The sequence below is a fragment of the Ignatzschineria sp. LJL83 genome (assembly GCF_054871845.1).
On record NZ_JBTXLY010000014.1, the window covers coordinates 30,428 to 51,655 of the forward strand.

A 21,228-nucleotide genomic window follows, 5' to 3' on the forward strand; every position below is an offset into this window, starting at 1 on the left:
TAAAGGATATGTTTAAACGGATATAGTTAAACTCAACTTAAGCGGTTAGGCATATATCATACGATCGAATTTGCTGACATCAGCTTCATGATATTTTATTCATTAGAGGTTATTCATAAGCTATTTAGAAGTTATTGAGAATTTATTGAGGAGTTATAGATATTGATAATAGTATTTCTAATATATTTAAATACTATTATTTTCATTTCTTAAATACAAAATTACACTTTGTAATCATTCGCTTACCTAATTAGGGGTATGATTATTTTCCTATATTTAATTCGAATTAAAGGGGAATAATATAATGAAAAAATTATCTTTATGTGCTGTTTTAGGAATGATCTTCGCAACAACTCATGCATTTGCTGAATCTAACGAAAGGTTCTACTTTTCGGGAAGAGCGGTCTATTCTGATCAAAAAGCAAAAAATATGGAAACAAGTGCAAGACCTGGGATTGGCGGTTTTGTGAAAGGCGTTGAAAACCAAAAATATGGCATTGGTTCACTTGCTGTAGGTTATCAATTTGCAGAAGATTGGCGAGTTGAGGGAGAATATACATTCCCTAAAAGTAATGAATTTACAAGTGGTTCAACAACATTTGCAACGAGCTTTAACCATCATAAAGTGAAATCTCAAAGATTGATGTTGAATGTTTATAAGGATTTCGCTTTAACAGAAGAGTTTGGTTTATATGTGAATGCGGGTTTAGGGATTGCAGATCTTAAATCAAGCGGTTGGCAAGGGAATGAAACTAGACAATATAACTCTAACAGTGATCGAAATATTGCATATAGTGTTGGTTTCGGAGCAACGTATTCGCCAATGGAGAATCTAAATATTGATCTTGGTTATCGATATATCGATTCAGGAAAAACAGAGAGTGGTTGGAATGCATTCGGAAATGCACGTGGCTTACAAGATGAGCAGATGAAAGCGAAAATTGAATCACAAGAGCTTTACTTGGGCGTTCGCTATTTCTTCAAAAACAATTAATTAAATGTAAGAAAATATCGTAAAAACGATTTTAAAAACACGTCTAAAACAGAAGGCAAGAACTCTATAATGATCATGTTATAGAATTCTTGTCTTTTTTTGTGATTCTATGTTTATGGATCTATGTTTATGACTTCATTATTCCAGTACTTTATTTACAAGGGATACTATTTTCATCGTGAAAACTATGCTAACTATTGAAGAGGAATTACAAAAGAGAGAACGTCATTCAAATATTCATATATTTATTCACATATATATTTATATATGGTTCGTTCTCGACAATAACATCAAGGAGGAAGTTATGGCTGAAAGTACGATTATGCTAAACGGTATTTATGTCGTGATCAGTATATTAGCGATTATTGTTTTAACATCACGATTTAAATTTAATGTGTTTGCATCCCTTTTTTGTGTCAGTTTTGGATTAGCATTATTAACTGTTCCACTGCCCAAAGTCGTTGATTTATTAAAAGTCAGCTTTGGAAATACAATGGGAGGCATCGCCTTTGTGATTATTTTTGGAACAGTCATTGCACTCTGTATGGAGAAAAGCGGGGCAGTTCGAAGTATCGCCACACATATTTTGAATTTCACAGGAAAACATAGAGCAAAACAAGCAACGGCATTAACAGGCTTTATTCCAGGTTTAACCATCTTTTGTGATACAGGATTTATCATATTAAGCGGTATTGCCAAAAATTTCAGTGCGCAGTCAAAAACATCCATGCCATTAATGGCGGCAATTTTAGGGTGTTCTTTGTACGCCGCACACTGTTTAATTCCAACACATCCCGGCGCTTTAGGAGCGGCAGTTGAACTGAATGCGAATATTGGATACTTAGTAGTTTTTGGCACTATTTTTGCCATTCCCGGCGTGATTGCGGCTTATTTTTGGGCAAGCTTGATGAGCAAAGGACAAAATTACCCACCGGCAGAGGTTTCAGAAGTATCTCATCAAGCGAAATTAGAAGATTTACCATCTTTTAAAGTATCCTTATTGCCAATTTTATTACCGTTACTGCTCATTTCTATTTCCACTTTTTTTACGGCATTAGGAATGAAGTCAGGAATGGTTTTTGAGATCATTCACTTTTTGGGGAATCCTGTGATTGCACTGTTAGTCGGCGCGATTATTGGATTATGCCTTTTTAAGAAGAAAGGTAAAGAAGCATTATCTGAGGTTATCGAAGAAGCCATTAGCAAAGCGGGTCCTATTTTGATCATTACGGCCGCGGGTGGCATGTTTGGTTCCGTCATTCGTGAAACAGGCGTAGGAACGGCTTTGGGAGAATGGCTTGGAAGTGCGTCTATTAGTCTTTTAGTACCCTTTATTTTGGCGGCATTACTGAAAACAGCACAAGGTTCCTCTACTGTTGCGGCATTAACAACGGCAGGAATTATTGCGCCGATTTTAACGCCATTAGGATTAGATTCTGAAATGGGAAAAGTCCTTGCAGTGCTTGCATTAGGCGCAGGATCTGCCGTTGTATCCCATGCAAATGATTCTTTCTTTTGGGTTGTCACAAAGTTCTCGGATATTGAAGTTGATCAGTCATTACGAGTATTCTCCACTTCAACATTTGTCATGGGTGTTGTAATGTTTGCTTGCATTTGGGGCGCAGGGCTATTAATTTTATAGAGAACATTGCGATATAAAGTAACGTCAATTATTTCCTAGGAGAGATTCAATGAAGATTGTGATTGCCCCGGATTCTTATAAAGAGAGTTTAACGGCATTAGAAGTTGCAGAGAAAATTCAAGAAGGATTTAGTCAAATTTTTCCGGATGCGAATTATCACTTGATGCCGGTAGCGGATGGTGGGGAAGGAACCGTATCGGCAATTATTAGTGCAACTAAGGGGCATTATCTTCAGAAGGAAGTTACCGGTCCTTTAGGCGATCCCGTACTTGCATCTTACGGGATTACGGGCGATGGAAAAACAGCAGTGATTGAAATGGCGGAAGCGAGCGGATTAATGCTTGTGCCGAAGAAAGAGCGAAATCCGTATCTCACAACAAGTTTCGGTACCGGCGAATTGATTTTAGATGCTCTGAATCATGGCATTACTAAAATTATTCTCGGTATTGGTGGAAGCGCTACAAATGATGGTGGTGTTGGTATGATTCAAGCTTTGGGTGGTCGCTTTCTTAATAGTGATGATGAAACTTTACCGTTTGGCGGTAAAGCATTAAGTGATTTGGCCACTATTGATCTTTCAGATCTGGATCCTCGTATTGCACATTGTGAATTTGAAATTGCTTGTGACGTGGATAATCCGCTAACCGGCGAACGAGGCGCTTCTGTAATTTTCGGACCACAAAAAGGGGCAACACCGGAAATGGTAAAAGTGCTTGATTATGCGCTCTACAATTATGCGATGATTCTTGGGGAATATTTCGATATCGATGTTAATAGCATTAAAGGCTCTGGCGCCGCCGGCGGAATGGGCACAGCGAGCGTCACATTTTTAAACGGAACGCTCCGCGCCGGCGTTGATATTGTGATGGAGGCCATTCATTTAGAATCTGTGCTGATAGATGCGGATCTTGTGATTACCGGCGAAGGAAAAATTGATCGTCAAACCTGTTTTGGCAAAGTGCCGGTGGGCGTTGCAAAAATTGCTAAAAAATATCAAAAGCCTGTAATTGCCATTGCCGGATGCTTAGAAGAAGGCTATGAACTCACGTATGAACAGGGAATTGATGCCGTGTTTAGTATCGTCAGTGCGCCGATGAGTTTAGAAGAAGCCTATGAGATCACGCCGGAAAATTTGACGCAATTATCCAGAAATATTGCGAATGTATTGCAAATGGGGCAACGGTTTAGAAACTGAAGCGCTTAAGTAACTTTAATTTTCAGAAATTTTTAAAAAGGGTTCAATATTGAGAACCCTTTTTATTTTAATCATGCCATTTTGTGTAATGCATCTCTTCATTCATTAAAGTTTAAGACTTGTATGCTCATTAGGAGCTAGAGGTTCTGTATATTTGTTGGTTTCTAGAAGTAAATGATATATAAACTTTCCGGCATCTGATAGAACGTATCTTCCACTAGAAGTTTTATACATTAAAACACGATTAACCATAATACTTTCAACGGCATTTTCTAGAGAATTTGTGATGCTGCAAGCATTTAAAATTAATTCAGAATCAGCCTCTAATCCAATTTCTTGAATGATTTGAGAATTGATACCTTTAGAATCTTTAAGTATCTCAGGAGAAATACCACGAGATGCTAATCCTCGACATAGTAGAATGAGAATGACTTGAATATTGGCACCAATCTCATTGAGTGTATCCCTGTCTGGTCGAGCAATATAATAAGCATTATGACCTATGGAAATGAGTTCAAATCCTAGAAGATCATATAGCTTTTTATATATATCTATATGCTTGATTAATTCGGAAAACTTCATGGAAAGTGTTATTTCATTATTCACTAATTCATATTTATTGATGATTTTCCCACTGATAAAATCCTTATAAATCGCATTGGTTGCAACAGGATCCAATTTATTTATATCTATCGGTATAGTCATATTTGTAGCCATATTCATATCTGTGTTTTCTTAGTAAGTTTTTTAATGGGATAGCGGAGTTCTTGGTGATTATATTGAATTGAGCCTTGCTTTAATGTTGTGGTAATAAGAAGATTTTTAGATAAAAAAGCACGGGCATCATAAATATCCTTTAGAGAATATTGTTCTAAATTATTAGAAAGGTGTTGATGTATTGCAAAATATAGATCTTTGAACTCTTTCTCTGGAAACGATTGCATTAAGAGTTTAATTTTTTCCACTCTTCTACGTTTTTGTAAATGTTGTTTGAAGTCTATATTTTTCTTTATTGGACGTCGTTTTTTGCTTTTTAAAGCCTCTGCATTATTTAGTTTACTCCGGATATACTCATCGACCTCTTCAGTATTTAAGTTATGAGGAAGTTCAATCAGTGAGCTAGTAAAGTTAATACGAGTCCAGTTTGTCAATTGATTGAAAATTTTAGAGGGATAAAAAAACTCATGTTGGGAGGACAACGTTTTCCCTGTTAATTTACTATCCAATAACTGAAGTACTAATGCAGAAAGTTCGTTATATTGTTGTTCTATTGCGTTATAAAGTTGACGTTGTTTTTGATCCATTTCTATATAACGATGCAGTTTACGTCGAATATCTGTAATGATTTCAGTAAAAGATAGGAGACGCATTTCTATAATGTAGATAGTGCGCGTCTCTTCATAAAGTTGGAAGCCACTTAACATTTCCCTAATTTTTCTGATGAGATACATTGCAGAAGAGTCTTTAGTCATCGCATCTTCATTTAGAAAAGCAAGTGTTGGCTGAATATTTCTTTGATAAATTTTCGTGATCTCTTTTAAAGACTTTTTGACTTGTTCTGTGGGAGTTTGTTGCTCAAAATTATGGCTATCAACAATATCTGATAAGCGTTTGGCACTTCCCTCTAGAGCTCTAACATTGTGTTCTATTTTTGAGAAAATATTTTGCATTGTATCAATGAGAGCTGTGAGATTTTCTATAAATTCAGGACTTGGGTCAATGCTACTAAAGTAGTGTTGGTGCTGAGAAAAATGATCATATATCGTTTTGATTTGTGCATATATCACATCTAAATCTGGTTGTCCTAGCTCTCTCATTCTCTTGGAGTCCATATTTCTAATGACAGAGAGTAAATCATTTTGTATGTTGAAAACACCTTGAGCATCATTGATGTAGGCTAAAAAATCACATTGATTTAGATTGTGTAATGAGAGAGCTGCAATGATTCTTTTTTTGTCGTTTTCATCTGCAACTTTTTGTCTAATATAGTTTTGCAAAATGCTTTCATAGACAGATATTTGAAAATCTGAAATATTTGGAGATCGTTCGTTATAATAATCGATAATATTGAAAAATATATCGACATGCTGGAAGAGAATCACTAATGTGTTTTGGGGATTTGTTTTCATTATTAGTTTTGAGGTTGTATTAAATTTGTGAGGCGCTCTTCCATACCTTGAAAGTATATTGTTTTTGCTTTGCCATGTATTTCGACATCTGTTACTTGAAAGCTAGATAAATCATGATATACGCTTAAGACACTTGCGATAATGCCCGTAGGATCAGGGGTTGCGACAAATAAGATGAGGCTTTGTTCAGTCACGATTTTATAAATTTCATGTAGGTTTTCCTCATCTAATTTACCTACTTCATCGAATACAACGGGCAATTGTATTTTTAAATCTTTTGGAATCATATTGTTAAATAGAATAGCTAATAAAATGGCATTAACCATGGAATTTGTGCCATTAGACTGTGGAATATCTTCAGTTTTACCATTTCTCGAAAATGTATAATGAATTTTATTGATGATTTTAGCGATATCTATTTTATGGGAAGATTTCACATAGAATTCGGATTGAAAGGCTCTAATATTGTCATATAATTCTTTGGGATATGTACTGTTGTAAGAAGAAGTCATTTTACTCATAGCACTAATCGCCAAAGTATATTGCGGATGATAAACCGCTTTAACAGCGACACACTCTAAGTTAGAGATTTGATAGCTTGCTAATTGATGATTAAGCTCTTTGATGTAATTACTAATGATTGTTTTTACGTTGTTAATAATGCGGATAGATGCTGCAACAGTATTATTATGGGCTTGTAGGCGGCTATAAAATGTGATTTTTTGAGCCTCTAGGGTTTCAAAGGTATTATGTAAAGAGTTATAGTAATTATTAAATAATTGGCTAGAAACGGTGACTCCGAATTTTTCTTCTGGAGCCATCTTAATAAAGCCGTATTCATTAAATGTATGTAGTGATTGGACAATTGTTTTATTCAGATCGTGAATAGAATCAATATTTTTTTTGATGGAGTTGATGACTTTTTCCATATGTTGTACATCATACTGTGTGATAGAGGTCAAAATTTTATCGGAAGACTCGTTGGCAACAATATGAAGATACCCTCTATTCTCTAAACTCAAAGTCCCTAAGTATTTTTGAGCTTCTTGAATCTTATTTAAGATATTGATGTTTCTCTGAGCCTTGGAATAAGCGGTATTAAATTGTTGAGTGAATTCTTTGATTTGTTGTTTTAAAGATAGCTGAGCTTCTTTTTGGATACTTAGTTGCTGATGTTCTTCTGTCAAATTTTTTTGAAATTCATGAAGCTTATGGCGCAAGGAGTTTTCTGCGGGTAAATCTCTCAAGCACGACTCTATGAGATCTTTTTTTGCAATAAGTTCAGATACTTTTTGGGAGCGATCTTGTTGGGGCGCATTACTATATTGATGTAAGGAGGCACGCTCTTTTTCTAATTCTATTCTAGAATATTGTAGTTTTTCTATTCGATTATAAATGCGTTCTAGGGCAGATTTTTCGGAATATATTTTAAATGGAGTATTGGGAAATTGATTCTCTTTAAGGGAAAGAAGTCCCTCTTTATTGCAAAACAGGTTAGAGAAATCAGAAATGATCTGTTTGTCAGTTGCTGAGATAGGAGTGGATAGGATAGAAAAGTTGTCATTTAAACTAAAAAGAATAGAACTAGTATGTATTTCAAATTGGTTTAACAATCCATTTTTATTTTGAATATTAGTGGCATCCATATTTAACATCTTTATTTCTTTGTGAATGCTATTAATTTTATTGGTATGTGAGGATAGAGTTTGCTCTGCCTTTTGAGCATCTTGTAATCCTTGAATGCTGTTTTTACAGAGATCATACTTTTTTCTAAGATCATTCAGCATCTCATCAGTATCATGAATATGGTGTTGTTGATAATAATCTTTTTGTGCTTGGATTCTCATTAAGGTTTGGTTGTAATTCTCAATCTCTTTTTCAAAATTTTGGATGAGAGAGGAGGAAGCTGTCAGAGTATCTTCAACCGTGCGCAGTTTCACATTAGCATTTTTCAGTTGAGTTTCATGTCTAGAGGATAGTTCTTGAAGATGTTTTGATTCTTGTTGGAATAACTCTACCGCTTGATTGACATAGTGTAATATTTGGCAAAAATCTCCTTGAACGGTAGATTTTTGTTGTTGATATTGTGCCACCTTTTTTTTAAAGAGTTGCCATTGCGGTTTTTTTTCTTCTATCTGAGCGAGTAATTTTTGAGAGTGTTGTAATTCATCCCATTCTTCTAGTTTATCTTCTAAGTCAAGGAAGATACCATCGTCTCTTACAACACTATTTCCTTGACTATCAATGATAGATCCAATTGCGACAGGAAGAGATTGGGTGGAAGCATTACTTAAGTCAAAAGCCATATCTAATAGAGCTCTTACGGTTTTAATGCTATCTGCAGAAGATTTATGAATCATCGGTAGAAGACAAAATTTAGTATGATCTTCTTTGATACTAGTTCGAGAGTAGATCGCTTCAGCAATGATTTTTTTATCAATGATTAACTGACCATCATATTTAGATAGCAGTTTAGTTTTGATCTGGGAAACAGAGATATCATCGTGTAAAGCACCAACACCTTCATTAGATGTAGATTCAGAATTCCAAAATAGGTGCTCAATATGATTATAAGGATGTGGTACTGCAATCCTTCCATAGTGAAAATGAGTGCTTTTAAACAATACCCAGCAAAATCCCTGAGGATAGCTAGGATTTTCTGCCTCACAGATAATATAGGATTCAGTACTTGGAAAGTAATAAGTAAGAGAATCAATATCAGAAAATGTTGTGCCGCCTGATGAGAAATTAAATTTAGAGGCGCTACGTTTAAAGCTTACTTCAGGTAATAAAAATAACTTTATCGCTGAAAGAGAAGAGGTTTTTCCTTCATTATTTCCGGCATAAAGGGCAGCTGATATAGCCATTGGAAGACGTGAATAATAGTTAGATCCTGAATTAATAAATATTAACTCATTAATAGAGTATTGACTTTGTAAGTCTAGAGGTAAGGCGTCATAGTACACGGTAGCTCTCCTGTTCAATGCTTGTTTGATAGTGATGGAGGTAGGTAATAAGTTGATTAATAGCGCTAGAGATATTTAAAAAACTATTTAATTTTGCTAACTCTGTTTTGTTCATATTTCTACGTGATCGTTGTAATCGATGATGAATATCTTTTGGAATAACAAAATGCGTAGTAGATAGAGATAAACCATTATTTAGAAGATTCTTATAAATTTGTAATCCTCCAATATCGATATCTAATAGACAATAAATATGCCCTGAAAATTTGTGTAGATAAGGCGTAATAATCTGGTTTGAAATGCTATTACCGGCAGCATAGATAAACTCAATATCGTCAATTGGGGCAGTGAATTCGCAGAATTGCTTCATAAATTGATAAGTATCTTGAAAATTTATGAAGCACTCTAGGTTTTCAATAATGATGGCATTATTTTTTTGAGGTTCAGGAATGGGAAAGCCAGACTTTATTAGATGGACATAGGGGGATTTCCTATGATGAGTATTGGCGATTAGAAGAGCGCCATTGACGGCTGCAATATGGCTATTCCCTGTCATACTTGCCGTAGCACGGGAACTCTTATCCGAGGGCTCTATCAGCTGCATAATGTTTTCAAAAAAATCATGATTAATAATTGTTACAGCATAGATTTTTTCACTATAACGTTTGACGTTAAATGTTTCTCTTATGAGAGCTTCAGTGATGCCTAAGTGTAAGAGAGATTGGTGTAGGTGTGGCCAATCAATACTCTGTCTTTGTTTTATCAGGTCTAATATTTGTAGTAATTTCATAATTAGATGGGGTAGATAGATGAGGTGGCAAGCGAAATTGCAGTAAAGCGCTATTATGCTCAAGAGCAATCAATGGATTTTACGGATACGATCTTTCTATGATTGATGAAACTTTAGTATCATTTGATATCAAAGTTATATTGATTGTTATTTTATATTGCGATTTTGTCAATGATTTTTGACGTTTTTAATATCAATTGATATTAAAATATCAATATTGCCAGAAGGAGTTATTGGGCAAATAATTGTTTTTAAAGTGTTGGCAGAGTTTTGTGCTGTATAATTTTAATTTCAAATATTTTGAAAAGAGCAGTCTGATGGATGAAAATTTAAGAGAAAAATATCGATTTATAGAGTTTTTATTATTATTTAAAGGTCAACTGACTCGCAGTGAGCTAGTAACTCGATTTTCAATTGGAGAAGCGACAGCGAGTCGTATAATTGCAGGCTATTTGGAAGAATATCCAAATCAAATGGTGTTTTTAGGATCTCGGGTAGGATATATAATTTCAGATGAGTTTCAGCATTTTTATACACATAGTGTAGAGAAAGGATTATTGTATGTAGCTTATGGAGTTATTTGCCATCATTATGATATTGCAACATATGGCGCAGAACAATGGTCAAAGAATCCTTTGTTAGAAATTTCTGATGCATCTGAAATTACAAGATCTATCATTAATCGTAAGATGATTGAAATAAAGTATGTTTCTACTTCATCAGGAGAAAGTATCAAAAAACTAATCCCTCATAGTATTTTTAAAGTGGCCGGTTGTTGGTATTTTCGGGCATTTGAAGTAGATAAAGATTCTGAAAAATGGAGTGGGGTTTACAAAACTTTTAAATTTACTCGGGTATTAAGCGTGATTTCAAGCGTCACTGCAGTAGGAATTGATCAAGGAATTTCTCATGACGATGAGTGGAATAGTTATCGGAGAATTCAGATTATTCCTCACCCTAAAGCATTGCATCCTGAAAGTTACATGTTAGATTTAGGGATGAAAAACGGCGAAGCTAAAGAAATACTTATTTCCGAAGTATTACTTGGATTTTGGCTGATAGATCTTAAAGTGGATTGTTCACCACTAGCACAATTAAATCCATCTCAATATCCTCTTTATTTAAAGAATAGAGATGAATTGTTAAATGTTTCATCGATGAGAGTTGCTCCAGGATTTTTCACAAAATAGAAATGGGGTTTCTGAAAAAATGAAAGAAGAAAGAAAAAGGACAATACTCGAAAGGGTATTGTCCTTTTTGAATTTTTTGAATAAATATATATTTTTAAGCTTCTTCAATCATCGTTGTGACATCAAAGCCGGTAATTTCTTCGATGAGCTCGTAAAACATCTCGGCGCCAACATCTTCGTAAGCTTCGTCGATGAATGGGTAGCCGATGATTTGTTCTTCTTTGAGATATTCGCCCATGTTGCCTTGAACTTCGTATTCCACAGAAATCCATTGGCGCGTGAGTTTGCCATTTTCGTAATGCTCGAACCATAAGCCTTCAGCGGTATCGTTGACGGCGAACATATAGATAGGTTTTGTGTTTGACAGCTTTTTTAAACGCTTTTGGAAATCTGCCTTAAAGCAGTAAGCAACGTTCAGAAACAGAAAATCCCAATCATTGCGATCAATGGCAACGGCTTTATTATCGTAAATAAGTGGGGAAATATCATAATCTGTGTCGAATATTTCGGGGATATTGCGATCTTCACTGAAAAATTCTTCTGCAAGGTCAGGGAAATTAGGCGAGAAGAGAACGACGATATTCATAATGATCCTATGGACTAAAACAATGGGCGAAACAACCGCCAAAAATGCTAATAATCTGTCTATTGTAATAGAAGTAAAAAATAGAAGTAGGAAATTAATAGAGCGAATCGAAGGTTGGCGCGATTTCACTCAAAATTCTATGTTAGAAAGCGAGCTTGGTGGCAATAATTTCCCTTCATAATCAACCAAAACACCAAGAAAAGGTAAACGCACATGCGCTTTGAATTGGTAAGTATTTTGTAGAGATACCGATTCCTTTCCAATAAAAATCGGCGATAAAAAACGGGGGATTTTGCATCCTAAAACCGTGAGATATTGAAAATCCCAATAAGAAAAGATTTTGGAATTTGTTTGTGCATCTGAATTTGCATTTGCATTGGCACTTGCATCTTCATCTTCATCTTCTCGTAATTCTAATTTGAAATAGAAGCGAAGCATGCCGACTTTCTCAAATAGAAGCTGTTTTTTCTCATCAAAACCCATGATGGACGTAAAATGATTCGCTCCAAATTGTCGTTGCCAGATTTCGGTATTGTTGTGATAACGCACAGAAATTGTGACGGGAACTTCAGGGTTCATTGCCGGCAATCCGTTGAGTTTTCGAAGGAGCTTTAAAATGATATTTGAATCGCCGGTAATTTTTGCGGTTCCTTGCCAGACTTGATCCGAATGCTCATGAAATTGCCGGATTTCTAGCGGTAATTTTTTGTAATCATCTCCTAAAAAATGCCGGAAGAGTTGCGGTTTTTGTGTCTGCGTCAGTTGTTCTTGAGGTTTCATCGGGATGTTCCTTTTGAGTTAGCACTTGGGGAAAACTCCACAAAAGTTTTAATATCTAAAGTTTCTAATTCTGCTAAATATTCTTCCAATGTAATCAAATGCACACTCGAAAAAGCGCCTCGTTTTGAGAGCTGATTGTTGGCAAGTTTTCGGGCGAGAATAATGGAAGCGAAGCAGGGAATATTCGGACCTTCATTATTGTAACCAATAATTTCCCAGCAGATCGTGAGCGGTTGATGATCCTGATCTTTTCCTTTAAGGAGGATTTGCATGCCGCTTAAACCATCGCCAAAACGTTCAAATTTTTGCGAGATTTTATAGAAAATACCGGCATATTTTACGGGATTTGGAAAAAGCTGATAACGCCGTAAAAAAGCGATGGATGCCGAGCAGAACTGCACAAAACCAATGCCAACGCCGGCTTTAAATGAAATGTTTTTTACAGAAGGGTATTGCTCGGGAAAGATGGCTAAATCAGGTACATTACAATTGCTGATCCATCTCTTTTTAGGAAGATGAAGGAATTGATGATGTTCCAAATTTTGTAATCCATAAATCGTTTGCCACTTCCCATTTTTCCATGTGGTAAAAGGTTTTCCGGCATAACTTAACACGGCAGAAAGGGTGGAAATACCGGGAACTTTTTCAGAAGCGGAAAGGGAAGCTTCAATAGAATCTAGCTCTGAAAACTGTGGGAGATAATGATCAACAACGGCGCTACTCAGCCCAGGAACCGTGCTTGCGCCAGAGCAGATAAAGAGATTATTTTCTTGAGCCAATGAATTGAGTTCTGTAATGCCGGCAACAAATTCTCGTGAATCCGCCAAATCAATATAGTGGCATTTCTCCTTAATCGCTGATTTTGCAATATGATAGGATTGCCCTTGAAAGGGCCCAACGGTTGAGATCACAAGGTCGATCTTATTTTTCTGAAAACATTCTGCAAGATTCTCTGTTTCAACATCCACCACTAAATAATCGCATTGTAGTTTTTCCGCTAAAGCTTTCGCTTTCTCTTTATTTCTGCCGGCAATCATGATCTGAATATGGCGATTTTGTGGGTTATCTTTTTGGCTTAAGGCGGTTGAAATCAGCTCGCCAAAATTGCCGTAACCGCCGAGAATTAAGACGTTGAAAGGTGCGCTGTTTTCTGTGAAAGAATTATCCTGCATGATGTTTCCTTTGAAGAATACATTCATGGCGGAAGAGCATTTTCATCATTTTGTATCCAAAAAAGATCGCTCATCGCCGGTTATTTAAAATTTATTGTTGCTCTGAAATTCAAGATAAGAGAAGACATCAGATTAACACGGTTTTAAATAAAATCTGTGAGTTAGTGATTATATCTTATGGATATAGCGCGCGAAAGAGCATGAAATGCAGACAGGAAGTAATTGAAAGCCGAAAATAGAATCAACATTGCTGGCACGAGATATTTGGAAGGATGCAAACATTCGCTCCAGCTTTGAATCAGCCCTTATTCTTAAAATATTGAATCAACCTTTATGAAGCGCAAATGAGAACGTGGTGCCTTTACCTACTTCACTGTGAATCGAAAGCTGGCTTTCGTGATTGTTGAGCGCATGTTTTACAATAGCTAACCCTAGACCGCTTCCGCCCGATTGCGCGCGATTGCGGGAAGAATCCACACGGTAAAAACGCTCCGTCAGTTTATTAAGGTGCATTGCCGGAATACCTTTTCCTTGATCTTTTACGGCAAAGAGAATCTCATTGCCGGCTTGTTTCAGGGAAAGATGAACGGCGGTGAGTTCCGGATTATGCTCGATAGCGTTATAGAAGAGATTGTTACAAACCTGTTTTAGCTGATCGATATTGCCCATAATATGAATATTTGGTTCAATATCTGCCGTAATAATGGATTTGGTTTCAGGATGATTATGATGATAATCGCTCACGATATTTTCAGCGATTTCTGAAAGATTTAACTGCGTAAATTGATCCGATTTTGGTGCCGTTTCTAAGCGAGTAAGCGCCATGAGCTGAATCACTAACGAATGCAGGCGATCAATCTGTTCATCCATTCGTGAAAGGGCTTTGCCGGTAAAACCTGCTTTTTCAGAATCGTCAAGATTTCCTTCTAACATCTCCACATAGCCTTTGAGCACCGTTAAAGGTACACGAAGTTCATGATTGACGTTAGCAAAAAACATCTGGCGAGTTCTTTCGGCAATTTCCCGATCTGTGACATCACGAGCGATCACTAGGAGATTATTTTCAATATAGGGATAATAGAACCGGCATTCGAGTTCTCGCTGATCGTGGGTTAAGAGAAAAGGCTTGGAATAATCGCCTTTTTTGAAGTATTCCACGATCTCCGGCGTTCGAATCAGATTGAAAATCGATTGTTTTTCATCTTGTGGCCAGCGGAGATTGAGCATCTGTTCCGCTTGCGGATTACACCAATTTAACCGGCCATCTTTATCACACAAAATGGTCGCATCCGGCATTGCTTCAGCGCCTTTACGGAAATAACGAATAAAGTCTAAAAGACGATTTCGCTCTTTTCGGTTTTCAAGGCGCATTCGCAATAAACCATGAAAGATGGGAAGCCATGTGGCTTTTCCTTCCGGCGGGAAGAGATTATGATCAACCCAAATCCAACTCGATAAACGATAAATCTGCCGGTAATGCCAGATTAAAAGCAGGAAAGTTGCTAGAAAAAGCCATAGGAAAAGATTGCCGAAGAAAAACGTTAAAAGTAGGGCAGGAAGCAATGCCATGAATAGCTCTATCAAAAAATGTTTAATAGATAAATGCCCTAACATCGTCAATTCTCCTAATAGCTATCAGTGCTGTGAAAGACTCATTCACAAACGATCATAAATGTTTTAAGAAGGAACGTCATCGAAAATTTACTTCGATTTAGGTTGTGGCGAAAAGCGATATCCTTCGCCACGCACCGTTTGTAACAGACGATGATGATCGGTAGGTTCTAGGATTTTACGAAGTCTGCCGATGGTAACATCCACGGTTCGCTCATCCACATAACTATCCATTCCCCAAACATGATCGAGCAGTTTTCCGCGGCTATAAACACGATCTAAATGGGTCATAAAGAAGGAGAGCAGCCTAAATTCAATAGCGCTGACGTTGATGAGTTCGTTATTAATCGTGATTCTTTGCGCATCTAAATCAAGCTCAATGCCGGCAATTTCCACAATCTCTTTATCTTCTTCCACATATTCGTCAATGCGGCGAATGAGGGAATTGACGCGAGATAAGAGCTCTTTCATGGAGAAAGGTTTTGCTAAATAATCATCCGCGCCGGAATCTAAACCTTCTAAACGATCTTCTAGTTCGGCTCTTGCACTCAACATGATGATGGGAATATGACGACTTTTACGGCTCGATTTGAGCTCTTTTAAGAGATCAATGCCGGACTTTTTCGGCAACATCCAATCAAGCAAAATAAGATCAATTTTAGCTTGAGAATCTAAAATTTCTTTCGCTTCCACACCATCATACGCTTGCATAATATCGAAGCCTGCGCTTGATAAGAAATGTTCAATCATTTCTGAAATCGGAACTTCATCTTCAACAATGAGAATCTTCTTCATACCGGATTATTTACTCAAATTAGAAATCAGTGATAGAGAATATGTCATAAATCTGATCATAAAAACAGGTTCTAACCGGTTATAACGGGTTATAAAACTGTGATAGATATTGATTAATATTGTTCTAGTGTAAATTTTGATTATGACAATCATGTAACAAAGTCATAAGTGGGTAAATAATTGTCATGTTTTTGTCATATCTCTAAAATCTTAGGTAACAAAAAAGGATTCATCAATAGAATCCTTTTTGATTATTCTTTTTGATTTTTTAGATCACTGATGGAAAATGATAAGAGATCCGTAAAACGAGATCCGTAAAAAATATCAGTGAATGACATGTGCTTGAGACATTATTTCGCAGAAGCTCTGATAATATCTGCAAGTGCAATAGTATGCGCTTCAGAAATGCCGTGATCATGGCTTTCAACCATCACGCGAACAACCGGCTCAGTACCAGATGGACGAATTAAAATACGGCCTTCGCCGGCAAGTTTTGCTTCAATCTGTTGAATGGCATTTTGAAGGGTTTCAGTATTCCAAACGGTATCTTTTTCAATGCGAACGTTATGCATCACTTGCACTGTTTTTGGGATTTCATTCAAGATTTCGCCAAAAGAACTGCCGATTTTCTGAATCGTTAATAAACATTGTAATGCCGCAATCATACCATCGCCGGTAGAATGCACATCAAGGCAGAGAATATGCCCAGAGTTTTCGCCGCCAATTTTTAAGCCTTTCTCATTGAGAAGTTCTAAAACATAACGGTCGCCGACATTAGAACGAAGAAGCTCGATGCCTTTTTTCTTTAAAGCCAATTCGAAACCAAGATTGCTCATGATGGTGCCGACAACTGATTGTTCATTATTCGCCGTTGCTAAGAGATAGAGAATGTCATCGCCGTCAAATGTTCTGCCATTTTCATCAATAATGAGCAAACGGTCGCCATCGCCGTCAAACGCAATGCCGCAATCGGCTTTTTCTGCTTTAACGGTTTCAATAATGGTCTTTGGAGAAGTAGAGCCGACTTCTTTATTGATATTCACGCCATTGGGTTCGGTGCCCACAGTGATCACGGTTGCGCCAAGTTTTTCAAAGAGCTTAGGCGCAACTTCAAACGTGGCACCATGAGCGCAATCGAGCACGATTTTCTTTCCTGAAAGGGATAAGCCTTTTGCACTTTCATAACAGAAATCGATATATTCATCACTTGCAGTTTCTAAGTGAGAAATCGTGCCGATTTTGCCATTTTCAGCGAGCGTTAAAGGCTCATCAATGGCTTTTTCAATGGTAAGTTCAACCGCATCATCGAGTTTTTCGCCCAAATGATTAAAGAACTTAATGCCATTGTCATAGAAAGGATTATGAGAAGCTGAAACCACAATGCCCGCAACGAGCTGATGTTTCATGGTTAAATGCGCAATCGCCGGCGTTGGTAAAACGCCTGCTAAAATCACATTCACACCGGCGTAATTTAAACCAGCAGCAAGCGCCGCTTCAAGCATATCACCCGATTGGCGGGTATCTTTTCCTATTAAAACAGTTGCATTTTCTTGTCCTGCGAGCGCTTTACCGGCAGCGAAACCGAGTTTTAATGCAAATTCAGGAGTAAGAGGATATATCCCAACTTTCCCACGAATTCCATCTGTTCCAAAATACTTTCTCATTATTTGTGTATGTCCTTATCAGTGATCCCGTAACCTAGTCAGTTTAAATATGGGATGATGCCTCAATATTCCTAATTAAATAAAATCTTTCAGATAGGTAGTTGTTATTTAAAAAGATTGAGTTATTAAGCCATAACTACTTGAATATAACCACTATATATTTTAAGTAAGGGAGTTTTGTATTAGAAGAATAATCAATAAAATTGATGTTGCTTTATAATAATCTAGATATTTATACAGAGATTTTATAAATAAAAGCGCGCGTTTATAATGCAATGATGTTCACAATTAACTTAAGTATCGACATTTTAATAAAAAATTTATTTTGGAAAGGATTTTTCATATGACCTTCTCTTTAAGAAATCTGATCTATGTCAATATTTAAATGATTACACTATGAGGGAATATTGATCTATCAGAATGCGATGGGGAAGGGCAAAGAGATATTGTGTATAGATAGGCAATCTCTATATGTAATTTCTATACGATTAATAACTCCTTGAATTAATACCTTTTCGAGTTTGAATAGCAAAATTAGGCTCTAACAGCCATTTTTATTTGATATACTCATAGGAATTTCATAAATAATTATAAATTATCCATATATTCAGGAGCAGAAATGAATAGGAAAAAAGTGAGTATCTTTGGCGGAACAGGCTTTATCGGCACGCTTTTAACTGCAGCATTATCTCGTAATGGTTATCGTGTAACGGTTTTTTCCCGTGATCGTAATGTTCAAAATAGTGCTTCATGTTTACCATTTGTAGAATATGTTAACGAATGTAAATTAGAAGATGAAGCGTTGATTCGTGAACATCTTGCCGGCTCTGAATATGTGATCAATATGATTGGTACTTGGGAAAATAAGCGTCGCCGAGCAGTAAAAGCGCATGTTGCATTTCCTAAGCGTATTTTTGAAATTGCCGATGAACTTGGCGTGAAAAAAATGATTCATTTCAGTGCGCTTGGTGCGAAACCAAATGCGCCAGGAACGTTCCTCTCAACGAAAGGCGAAGGCGATAAAGTGCTTTTAGATTTAGCACAAAATAGAAAGATGAAGCTTTCTATCGTAGCGCCATCTTTGGTGGTGGGTTATGAAGATGCATTCTCTTACCATGTTGCGCGTTGGATTAGAACAATGCCGGTATTACTACTTCCAATGGTGAATGCAAAACTTCAGCCAGTATTTGTGAATGATGTGGTAAAAGCAACGTTAGAATTGCTTCAAACAGATCATGAACAAACGGTATTTGAATTAGCAGGTCCTGAGCAATACACCTTTAAGGAAGTTGCGAAGAAAATCGCTTCAGAAATTACGCCGAAAAAACGTATGATTATTGGCTTTCCAGATGGTTTAGCGAGCTTTATCGCACTATTTGTAGGATTCGTACCACGCTTCCCATATAGCCGAAATCAAATTAAAACGTCTAAAACGCCTTCTATTACAGATCGACAAGATTTTGAAGTATTGGGAATTACGCCGGCAAGTTATGAATCTGTGCGTCAATATGAAATGCCGACAACGGTATTAGATAAATATTATTACGATCGTTTAAATGCACGTCGTCCGACCAATCCATAATTTGTAAGATTGGTGCGATAAGCTCATTGTTGAAGAAGCCTAAGAATCATTCTTGGCATCATTCACGATGAGCTTCTTTGTTTTCATAGAAAACAGACAATAGAACAAGAGTTAGCGCTAGTTTTAGAATTAGAACTAAAACTAGAACGGAATATAAAGAGAAAAGTAAAAAGGGTTTGTATGTTGAATGTTGATTTTAAAGTATTAGATGCGCGTCTTGGAAATGAGTTTCCGTTACCAAGTTATGCCACAGAAGGCTCGGCAGGTCTTGATTTACGTGCAATGCTTGAAAGCGATATCGTCATTAAAGCCGGCGAAACGGCATTTGTGAAAACAGGAATTGCAGTTTACTTAAAAGATCCTCGTTATGCGGCAATGATTTTACCGCGTTCAGGATTGGGCGTAAAACATGGCATTGTGCTTGGAAACCTTGTGGGCTTAATTGATGCAGATTATCAAGGAGAGCTCATGGTTTCTCTTTGGAATCGTAGTAAAGATGATTTCACGCTGAAAGTGGGCGAGAGAATGGCGCAGATGATTATCGTGCCGGTGATGCAAGCAAACTTTACGCAAGTAGAAGAGTTTGAAGCTTCAGAACGTGGCGAAGGTGGCTTTGGTCACACAGGTCGCGGTTAAGCCATCATCTAACTGACGTTAGAGAGAATGTTGAATGCAGTCTTAAGCTTACAGTATTCAATATTTCATTTTCGATATTTGGTATTAGATATACGAAAATGATATGGATATTGAAAGAATATTGAAATTCGGTAAGCATAGATAAATGAATAGAAGGCGCTTTTCTTTTAGGAGGAAAGCGCTTTGTTGTGACAGAATGGGCTGAAAAATTCAGAAAGACAGATAATAACAATAGAGAAATAATTAGAGAATAAAGGGAATTTCAATATGACTCAGGTTGAGAAACAGCATCCATATGTACCACTTGCGTGCTTTTGGTTGGTATTTTTAGCTGCCGCATCATTGCGTGTGACGTTAACATCGCTAGGACCTGTAATGAGTAGCGTGGCGGAAGATATGCAGTTATCGAGTGCGGTGGTCAGTTTCTTAGTAACCATTCCCATTATCTGTATGGGCGTATTTGCGTTAACGGCAGCTCCTTTGAGCAATCGTTTTGGAATGGAACGCATGATTACCTTCAGTTTGCTCTTGATTGCGATTTCGGCCATTACTAGAAGCTTTTTTGATAGCACGATTCTTCTGTTTCTCTCTTCCTTTTCAATGGGAATGGGTATTGCCGTTGCCGGACCTTTACTGTCTGGTTACGTCAAGCACCATTTTAAAAGCCGCAGTAATGTCGGTATGATTTTCTATACATTTGGAATCAGTATTAGTGGTGTTTCTGGATCATTAAGTAGCTCTATTTTACATCAATATTTAGGTTGGGATTGGGCCATTACGCTAGAGTTTTGGGCACTGCCGATCCTGATTATTTCTGGAATTTGGGCGGCTTTTTATCTCTTTAAAACGCAAGAGAGCACCACAAAAAATGCGCCAAAAGCGAAAATGCCGTGGAATCAGCCAAGAGCTTGGATGTTGGTGGCGTGTTTCGGCTTACAATCAGGGCTTTTTTATACAAACGTAGCGTGGTTACTCCCCTTTTTAATTGAAAAAGGCGTTAGTAATTTTCATGCTAATGCATTACTCAATCTTTCGATTTTTTGTGGATTAATCGGCGGATTCTTAATTCCGGTGATCGTGATTCGTTTAGGATTAAGAAGAACAAGTTTAGGTGCGATTTCCATTACTATTATCGGCGTGATGTTCTTGCTTTGGGGCAGTAATAACCTCATTTTCCTCTATGCCATTATTGGAATTTTGGGGGTATTAGTAAGCTCAGGGCTTTTTGCTATCACGATGTTATTACCATTTTATGAAGTGGATGATGGCAATGCTGTTGCAAGTTGGACAGCGATGATGCTCTTTGGTGGTTACTGCTTTGCGGCATTTATTCCGACATTATTAGGTTTACTCTATGACTTAACGGGAACTTACGACACGATCATGCTCGGCTATTTAGTGAATGCCATTATATTACTGGGAATGTTCCTTCTCTTTTTCCGTAAAAAAGCGTAAACAATTTTAAAAATAACTCAGAAATAATGGGCTTAGATTCT

The 21,228-nt window shown here is 36.9% G+C and carries 17 protein-coding genes; 7 read left to right on the forward strand and 10 right to left on the reverse strand.

Annotated features, from left to right (window positions below; all coding sequences use genetic code 11):
* Positions 1-304 precede the first annotated feature (304 nt).
* The 3 genes from ACYSN2_RS09505 (at position 305) to ACYSN2_RS09515 (ending at position 3,831) form a co-directional block, all read left to right on the forward strand.
* Positions 305-994, forward strand: coding sequence for an outer membrane protein (locus ACYSN2_RS09505; protein WP_461750020.1), 690 nt, complete (start codon positions 305-307; stop codon positions 992-994).
* 304 nt (positions 995-1,298) lie between these two features.
* The gene (locus tag ACYSN2_RS09510; protein ID WP_461750021.1) at positions 1,299-2,636 is read left to right on the forward strand and encodes a GntP family permease; all 1,338 of its coding nucleotides are present in this window, start codon (positions 1,299-1,301) and stop codon (positions 2,634-2,636) included.
* Between the two features lie 49 nt (positions 2,637-2,685).
* Positions 2,686-3,831, forward strand: coding sequence for a glycerate kinase (locus tag ACYSN2_RS09515; RefSeq protein ID WP_461750022.1), 1,146 nt, complete (start codon positions 2,686-2,688; stop codon positions 3,829-3,831).
* Between the two features lie 105 nt (positions 3,832-3,936).
* On the opposite strand, the gene ACYSN2_RS09520 is transcribed toward ACYSN2_RS09515, so the two are convergent.
* The 4 genes from ACYSN2_RS09520 to ACYSN2_RS09535 are packed head-to-tail and all read right to left on the reverse strand — an operon-like array spanning position 3,937 to position 9,716.
* Positions 3,937-4,548, reverse strand: coding sequence for a condensin complex protein MksE (locus ACYSN2_RS09520; RefSeq protein WP_461750023.1), 612 nt, complete (start codon positions 4,546-4,548; stop codon positions 3,937-3,939).
* A gap of 2 nt (positions 4,549-4,550) precedes the next feature.
* The gene (locus tag ACYSN2_RS09525) at positions 4,551-5,960 is read right to left on the reverse strand and encodes a hypothetical protein (RefSeq protein ID WP_461750024.1); all 1,410 of its coding nucleotides are present in this window, start codon (positions 5,958-5,960) and stop codon (positions 4,551-4,553) included.
* 2 nt (positions 5,961-5,962) lie between these two features.
* Positions 5,963-8,926 (reverse strand): AAA family ATPase, encoded by a 2,964-nt coding sequence (locus tag ACYSN2_RS09530; RefSeq protein WP_461750025.1) that lies wholly within the window; start codon positions 8,924-8,926, stop codon positions 5,963-5,965.
* On the reverse strand, positions 8,916-9,716 hold the full coding sequence (locus tag ACYSN2_RS09535; protein ID WP_461750026.1) for a hypothetical protein: 801 nt from the start codon (positions 9,714-9,716) through the stop codon (positions 8,916-8,918). Before ACYSN2_RS09535 ends, ACYSN2_RS09530 begins: the two co-directional genes overlap by 11 nt.
* Positions 9,717-10,033: 317 nt before the next feature.
* Here ACYSN2_RS09535 and ACYSN2_RS09540 point away from each other — a divergent pair, with 317 nt between their 5' ends.
* Positions 10,034-10,906: a WYL domain-containing protein gene (locus ACYSN2_RS09540; protein WP_461750027.1), complete on the forward strand. Its 873-nt coding sequence runs from the start codon at positions 10,034-10,036 to the stop codon at positions 10,904-10,906.
* 94 nt (positions 10,907-11,000) lie between these two features.
* On the opposite strand, the gene ACYSN2_RS09545 is transcribed toward ACYSN2_RS09540, so the two are convergent.
* From ACYSN2_RS09545 to glmM, 6 genes are all read right to left on the reverse strand, one after another.
* Entirely contained in the window at positions 11,001-11,621 is a 621-nt protein-coding gene (locus tag ACYSN2_RS09545; protein ID WP_461750028.1) for a hypothetical protein, read from the reverse strand.
* On the reverse strand, positions 11,622-12,272 hold the full coding sequence (locus ACYSN2_RS09550) for a DUF4166 domain-containing protein (protein ID WP_461750029.1): 651 nt from the start codon (positions 12,270-12,272) through the stop codon (positions 11,622-11,624). It abuts the gene before it with no gap.
* On the reverse strand, positions 12,269-13,444 hold the full coding sequence (locus ACYSN2_RS09555) for a saccharopine dehydrogenase family protein (protein WP_461750030.1): 1,176 nt from the start codon (positions 13,442-13,444) through the stop codon (positions 12,269-12,271). Before ACYSN2_RS09555 ends, ACYSN2_RS09550 begins: the two co-directional genes overlap by 4 nt.
* A 324-nt stretch (positions 13,445-13,768) precedes the next feature.
* Positions 13,769-15,058 carry a phosphate regulon sensor histidine kinase PhoR gene (gene phoR / locus ACYSN2_RS09560; RefSeq protein ID WP_461750031.1) on the reverse strand — a complete coding sequence of 430 codons (1,290 nt, stop codon included), beginning with the start codon at positions 15,056-15,058 and terminating at the stop codon, positions 13,769-13,771.
* An 87-nt stretch (positions 15,059-15,145) separates the two neighbouring features.
* Positions 15,146-15,850, reverse strand: coding sequence for a response regulator (locus ACYSN2_RS09565; RefSeq protein WP_461750032.1), 705 nt, complete (start codon positions 15,848-15,850; stop codon positions 15,146-15,148).
* A 350-nt stretch (positions 15,851-16,200) separates the two neighbouring features.
* Entirely contained in the window at positions 16,201-17,517 is a 1,317-nt protein-coding gene (glmM, locus tag ACYSN2_RS09570; protein ID WP_461750064.1) for a phosphoglucosamine mutase, read from the reverse strand.
* A 616-nt stretch (positions 17,518-18,133) separates the two neighbouring features.
* Between glmM and ACYSN2_RS09575 the strand changes: the two genes are divergently transcribed.
* The 3 genes from ACYSN2_RS09575 to ACYSN2_RS09585 all read left to right on the forward strand — a co-directional run bounded on the left by ACYSN2_RS09575 (position 18,134) and on the right by ACYSN2_RS09585 (position 21,187).
* Complete coding sequence (locus ACYSN2_RS09575; RefSeq protein WP_461750033.1) at positions 18,134-19,096, forward strand: complex I NDUFA9 subunit family protein; 963 nt, start codon at positions 18,134-18,136, stop codon at positions 19,094-19,096.
* 180 nt (positions 19,097-19,276) lie between these two features.
* Positions 19,277-19,732 carry a dUTP diphosphatase gene (dut, locus tag ACYSN2_RS09580; RefSeq protein WP_461750034.1) on the forward strand — a complete coding sequence of 152 codons (456 nt, stop codon included), beginning with the start codon at positions 19,277-19,279 and terminating at the stop codon, positions 19,730-19,732.
* 267 nt (positions 19,733-19,999) lie between these two features.
* Positions 20,000-21,187: an MFS transporter gene (locus tag ACYSN2_RS09585; protein WP_461750035.1), complete on the forward strand. Its 1,188-nt coding sequence runs from the start codon at positions 20,000-20,002 to the stop codon at positions 21,185-21,187.
* Positions 21,188-21,228 lie beyond the last annotated feature (41 nt).

Bases quoted from the DNA above. Each gene is read 5' to 3' on its own strand.
- ACYSN2_RS09555 (WP_461750030.1), bottom strand. From the start codon at position 13,444: ATGCAGGATAATTCTTTCACAGAAAACAGCGCACCTTTCAACGTCTTA.
- dut (WP_461750034.1), top strand. From the start codon at position 19,277: ATGTTGAATGTTGATTTTAAAGTATTAGATGCGCGTCTTGGAAATGAG.
- ACYSN2_RS09565 (WP_461750032.1), bottom strand. From the start codon at position 15,850: ATGAAGAAGATTCTCATTGTTGAAGATGAAGTTCCGATTTCAGAAATG.
- ACYSN2_RS09550 (WP_461750029.1), bottom strand. From the start codon at position 12,272: ATGAAACCTCAAGAACAACTGACGCAGACACAAAAACCGCAACTCTTC.
- ACYSN2_RS09585 (WP_461750035.1), top strand. From the start codon at position 20,000: ATGACTCAGGTTGAGAAACAGCATCCATATGTACCACTTGCGTGCTTT.
- ACYSN2_RS09540 (WP_461750027.1), top strand. From the start codon at position 10,034: ATGGATGAAAATTTAAGAGAAAAATATCGATTTATAGAGTTTTTATTA.
- ACYSN2_RS09535 (WP_461750026.1), bottom strand. From the start codon at position 9,716: ATGAAATTACTACAAATATTAGACCTGATAAAACAAAGACAGAGTATT.
- phoR (WP_461750031.1), bottom strand. From the start codon at position 15,058: ATGTTAGGGCATTTATCTATTAAACATTTTTTGATAGAGCTATTCATG.
- ACYSN2_RS09505 (WP_461750020.1), top strand. From the start codon at position 305: ATGAAAAAATTATCTTTATGTGCTGTTTTAGGAATGATCTTCGCAACA.
- ACYSN2_RS09575 (WP_461750033.1), top strand. From the start codon at position 18,134: ATGAATAGGAAAAAAGTGAGTATCTTTGGCGGAACAGGCTTTATCGGC.
- ACYSN2_RS09515 (WP_461750022.1), top strand. From the start codon at position 2,686: ATGAAGATTGTGATTGCCCCGGATTCTTATAAAGAGAGTTTAACGGCA.
- ACYSN2_RS09510 (WP_461750021.1), top strand. From the start codon at position 1,299: ATGGCTGAAAGTACGATTATGCTAAACGGTATTTATGTCGTGATCAGT.
- ACYSN2_RS09525 (WP_461750024.1), bottom strand. From the start codon at position 5,960: ATGAAAACAAATCCCCAAAACACATTAGTGATTCTCTTCCAGCATGTC.
- ACYSN2_RS09520 (WP_461750023.1), bottom strand. From the start codon at position 4,548: ATGGCTACAAATATGACTATACCGATAGATATAAATAAATTGGATCCT.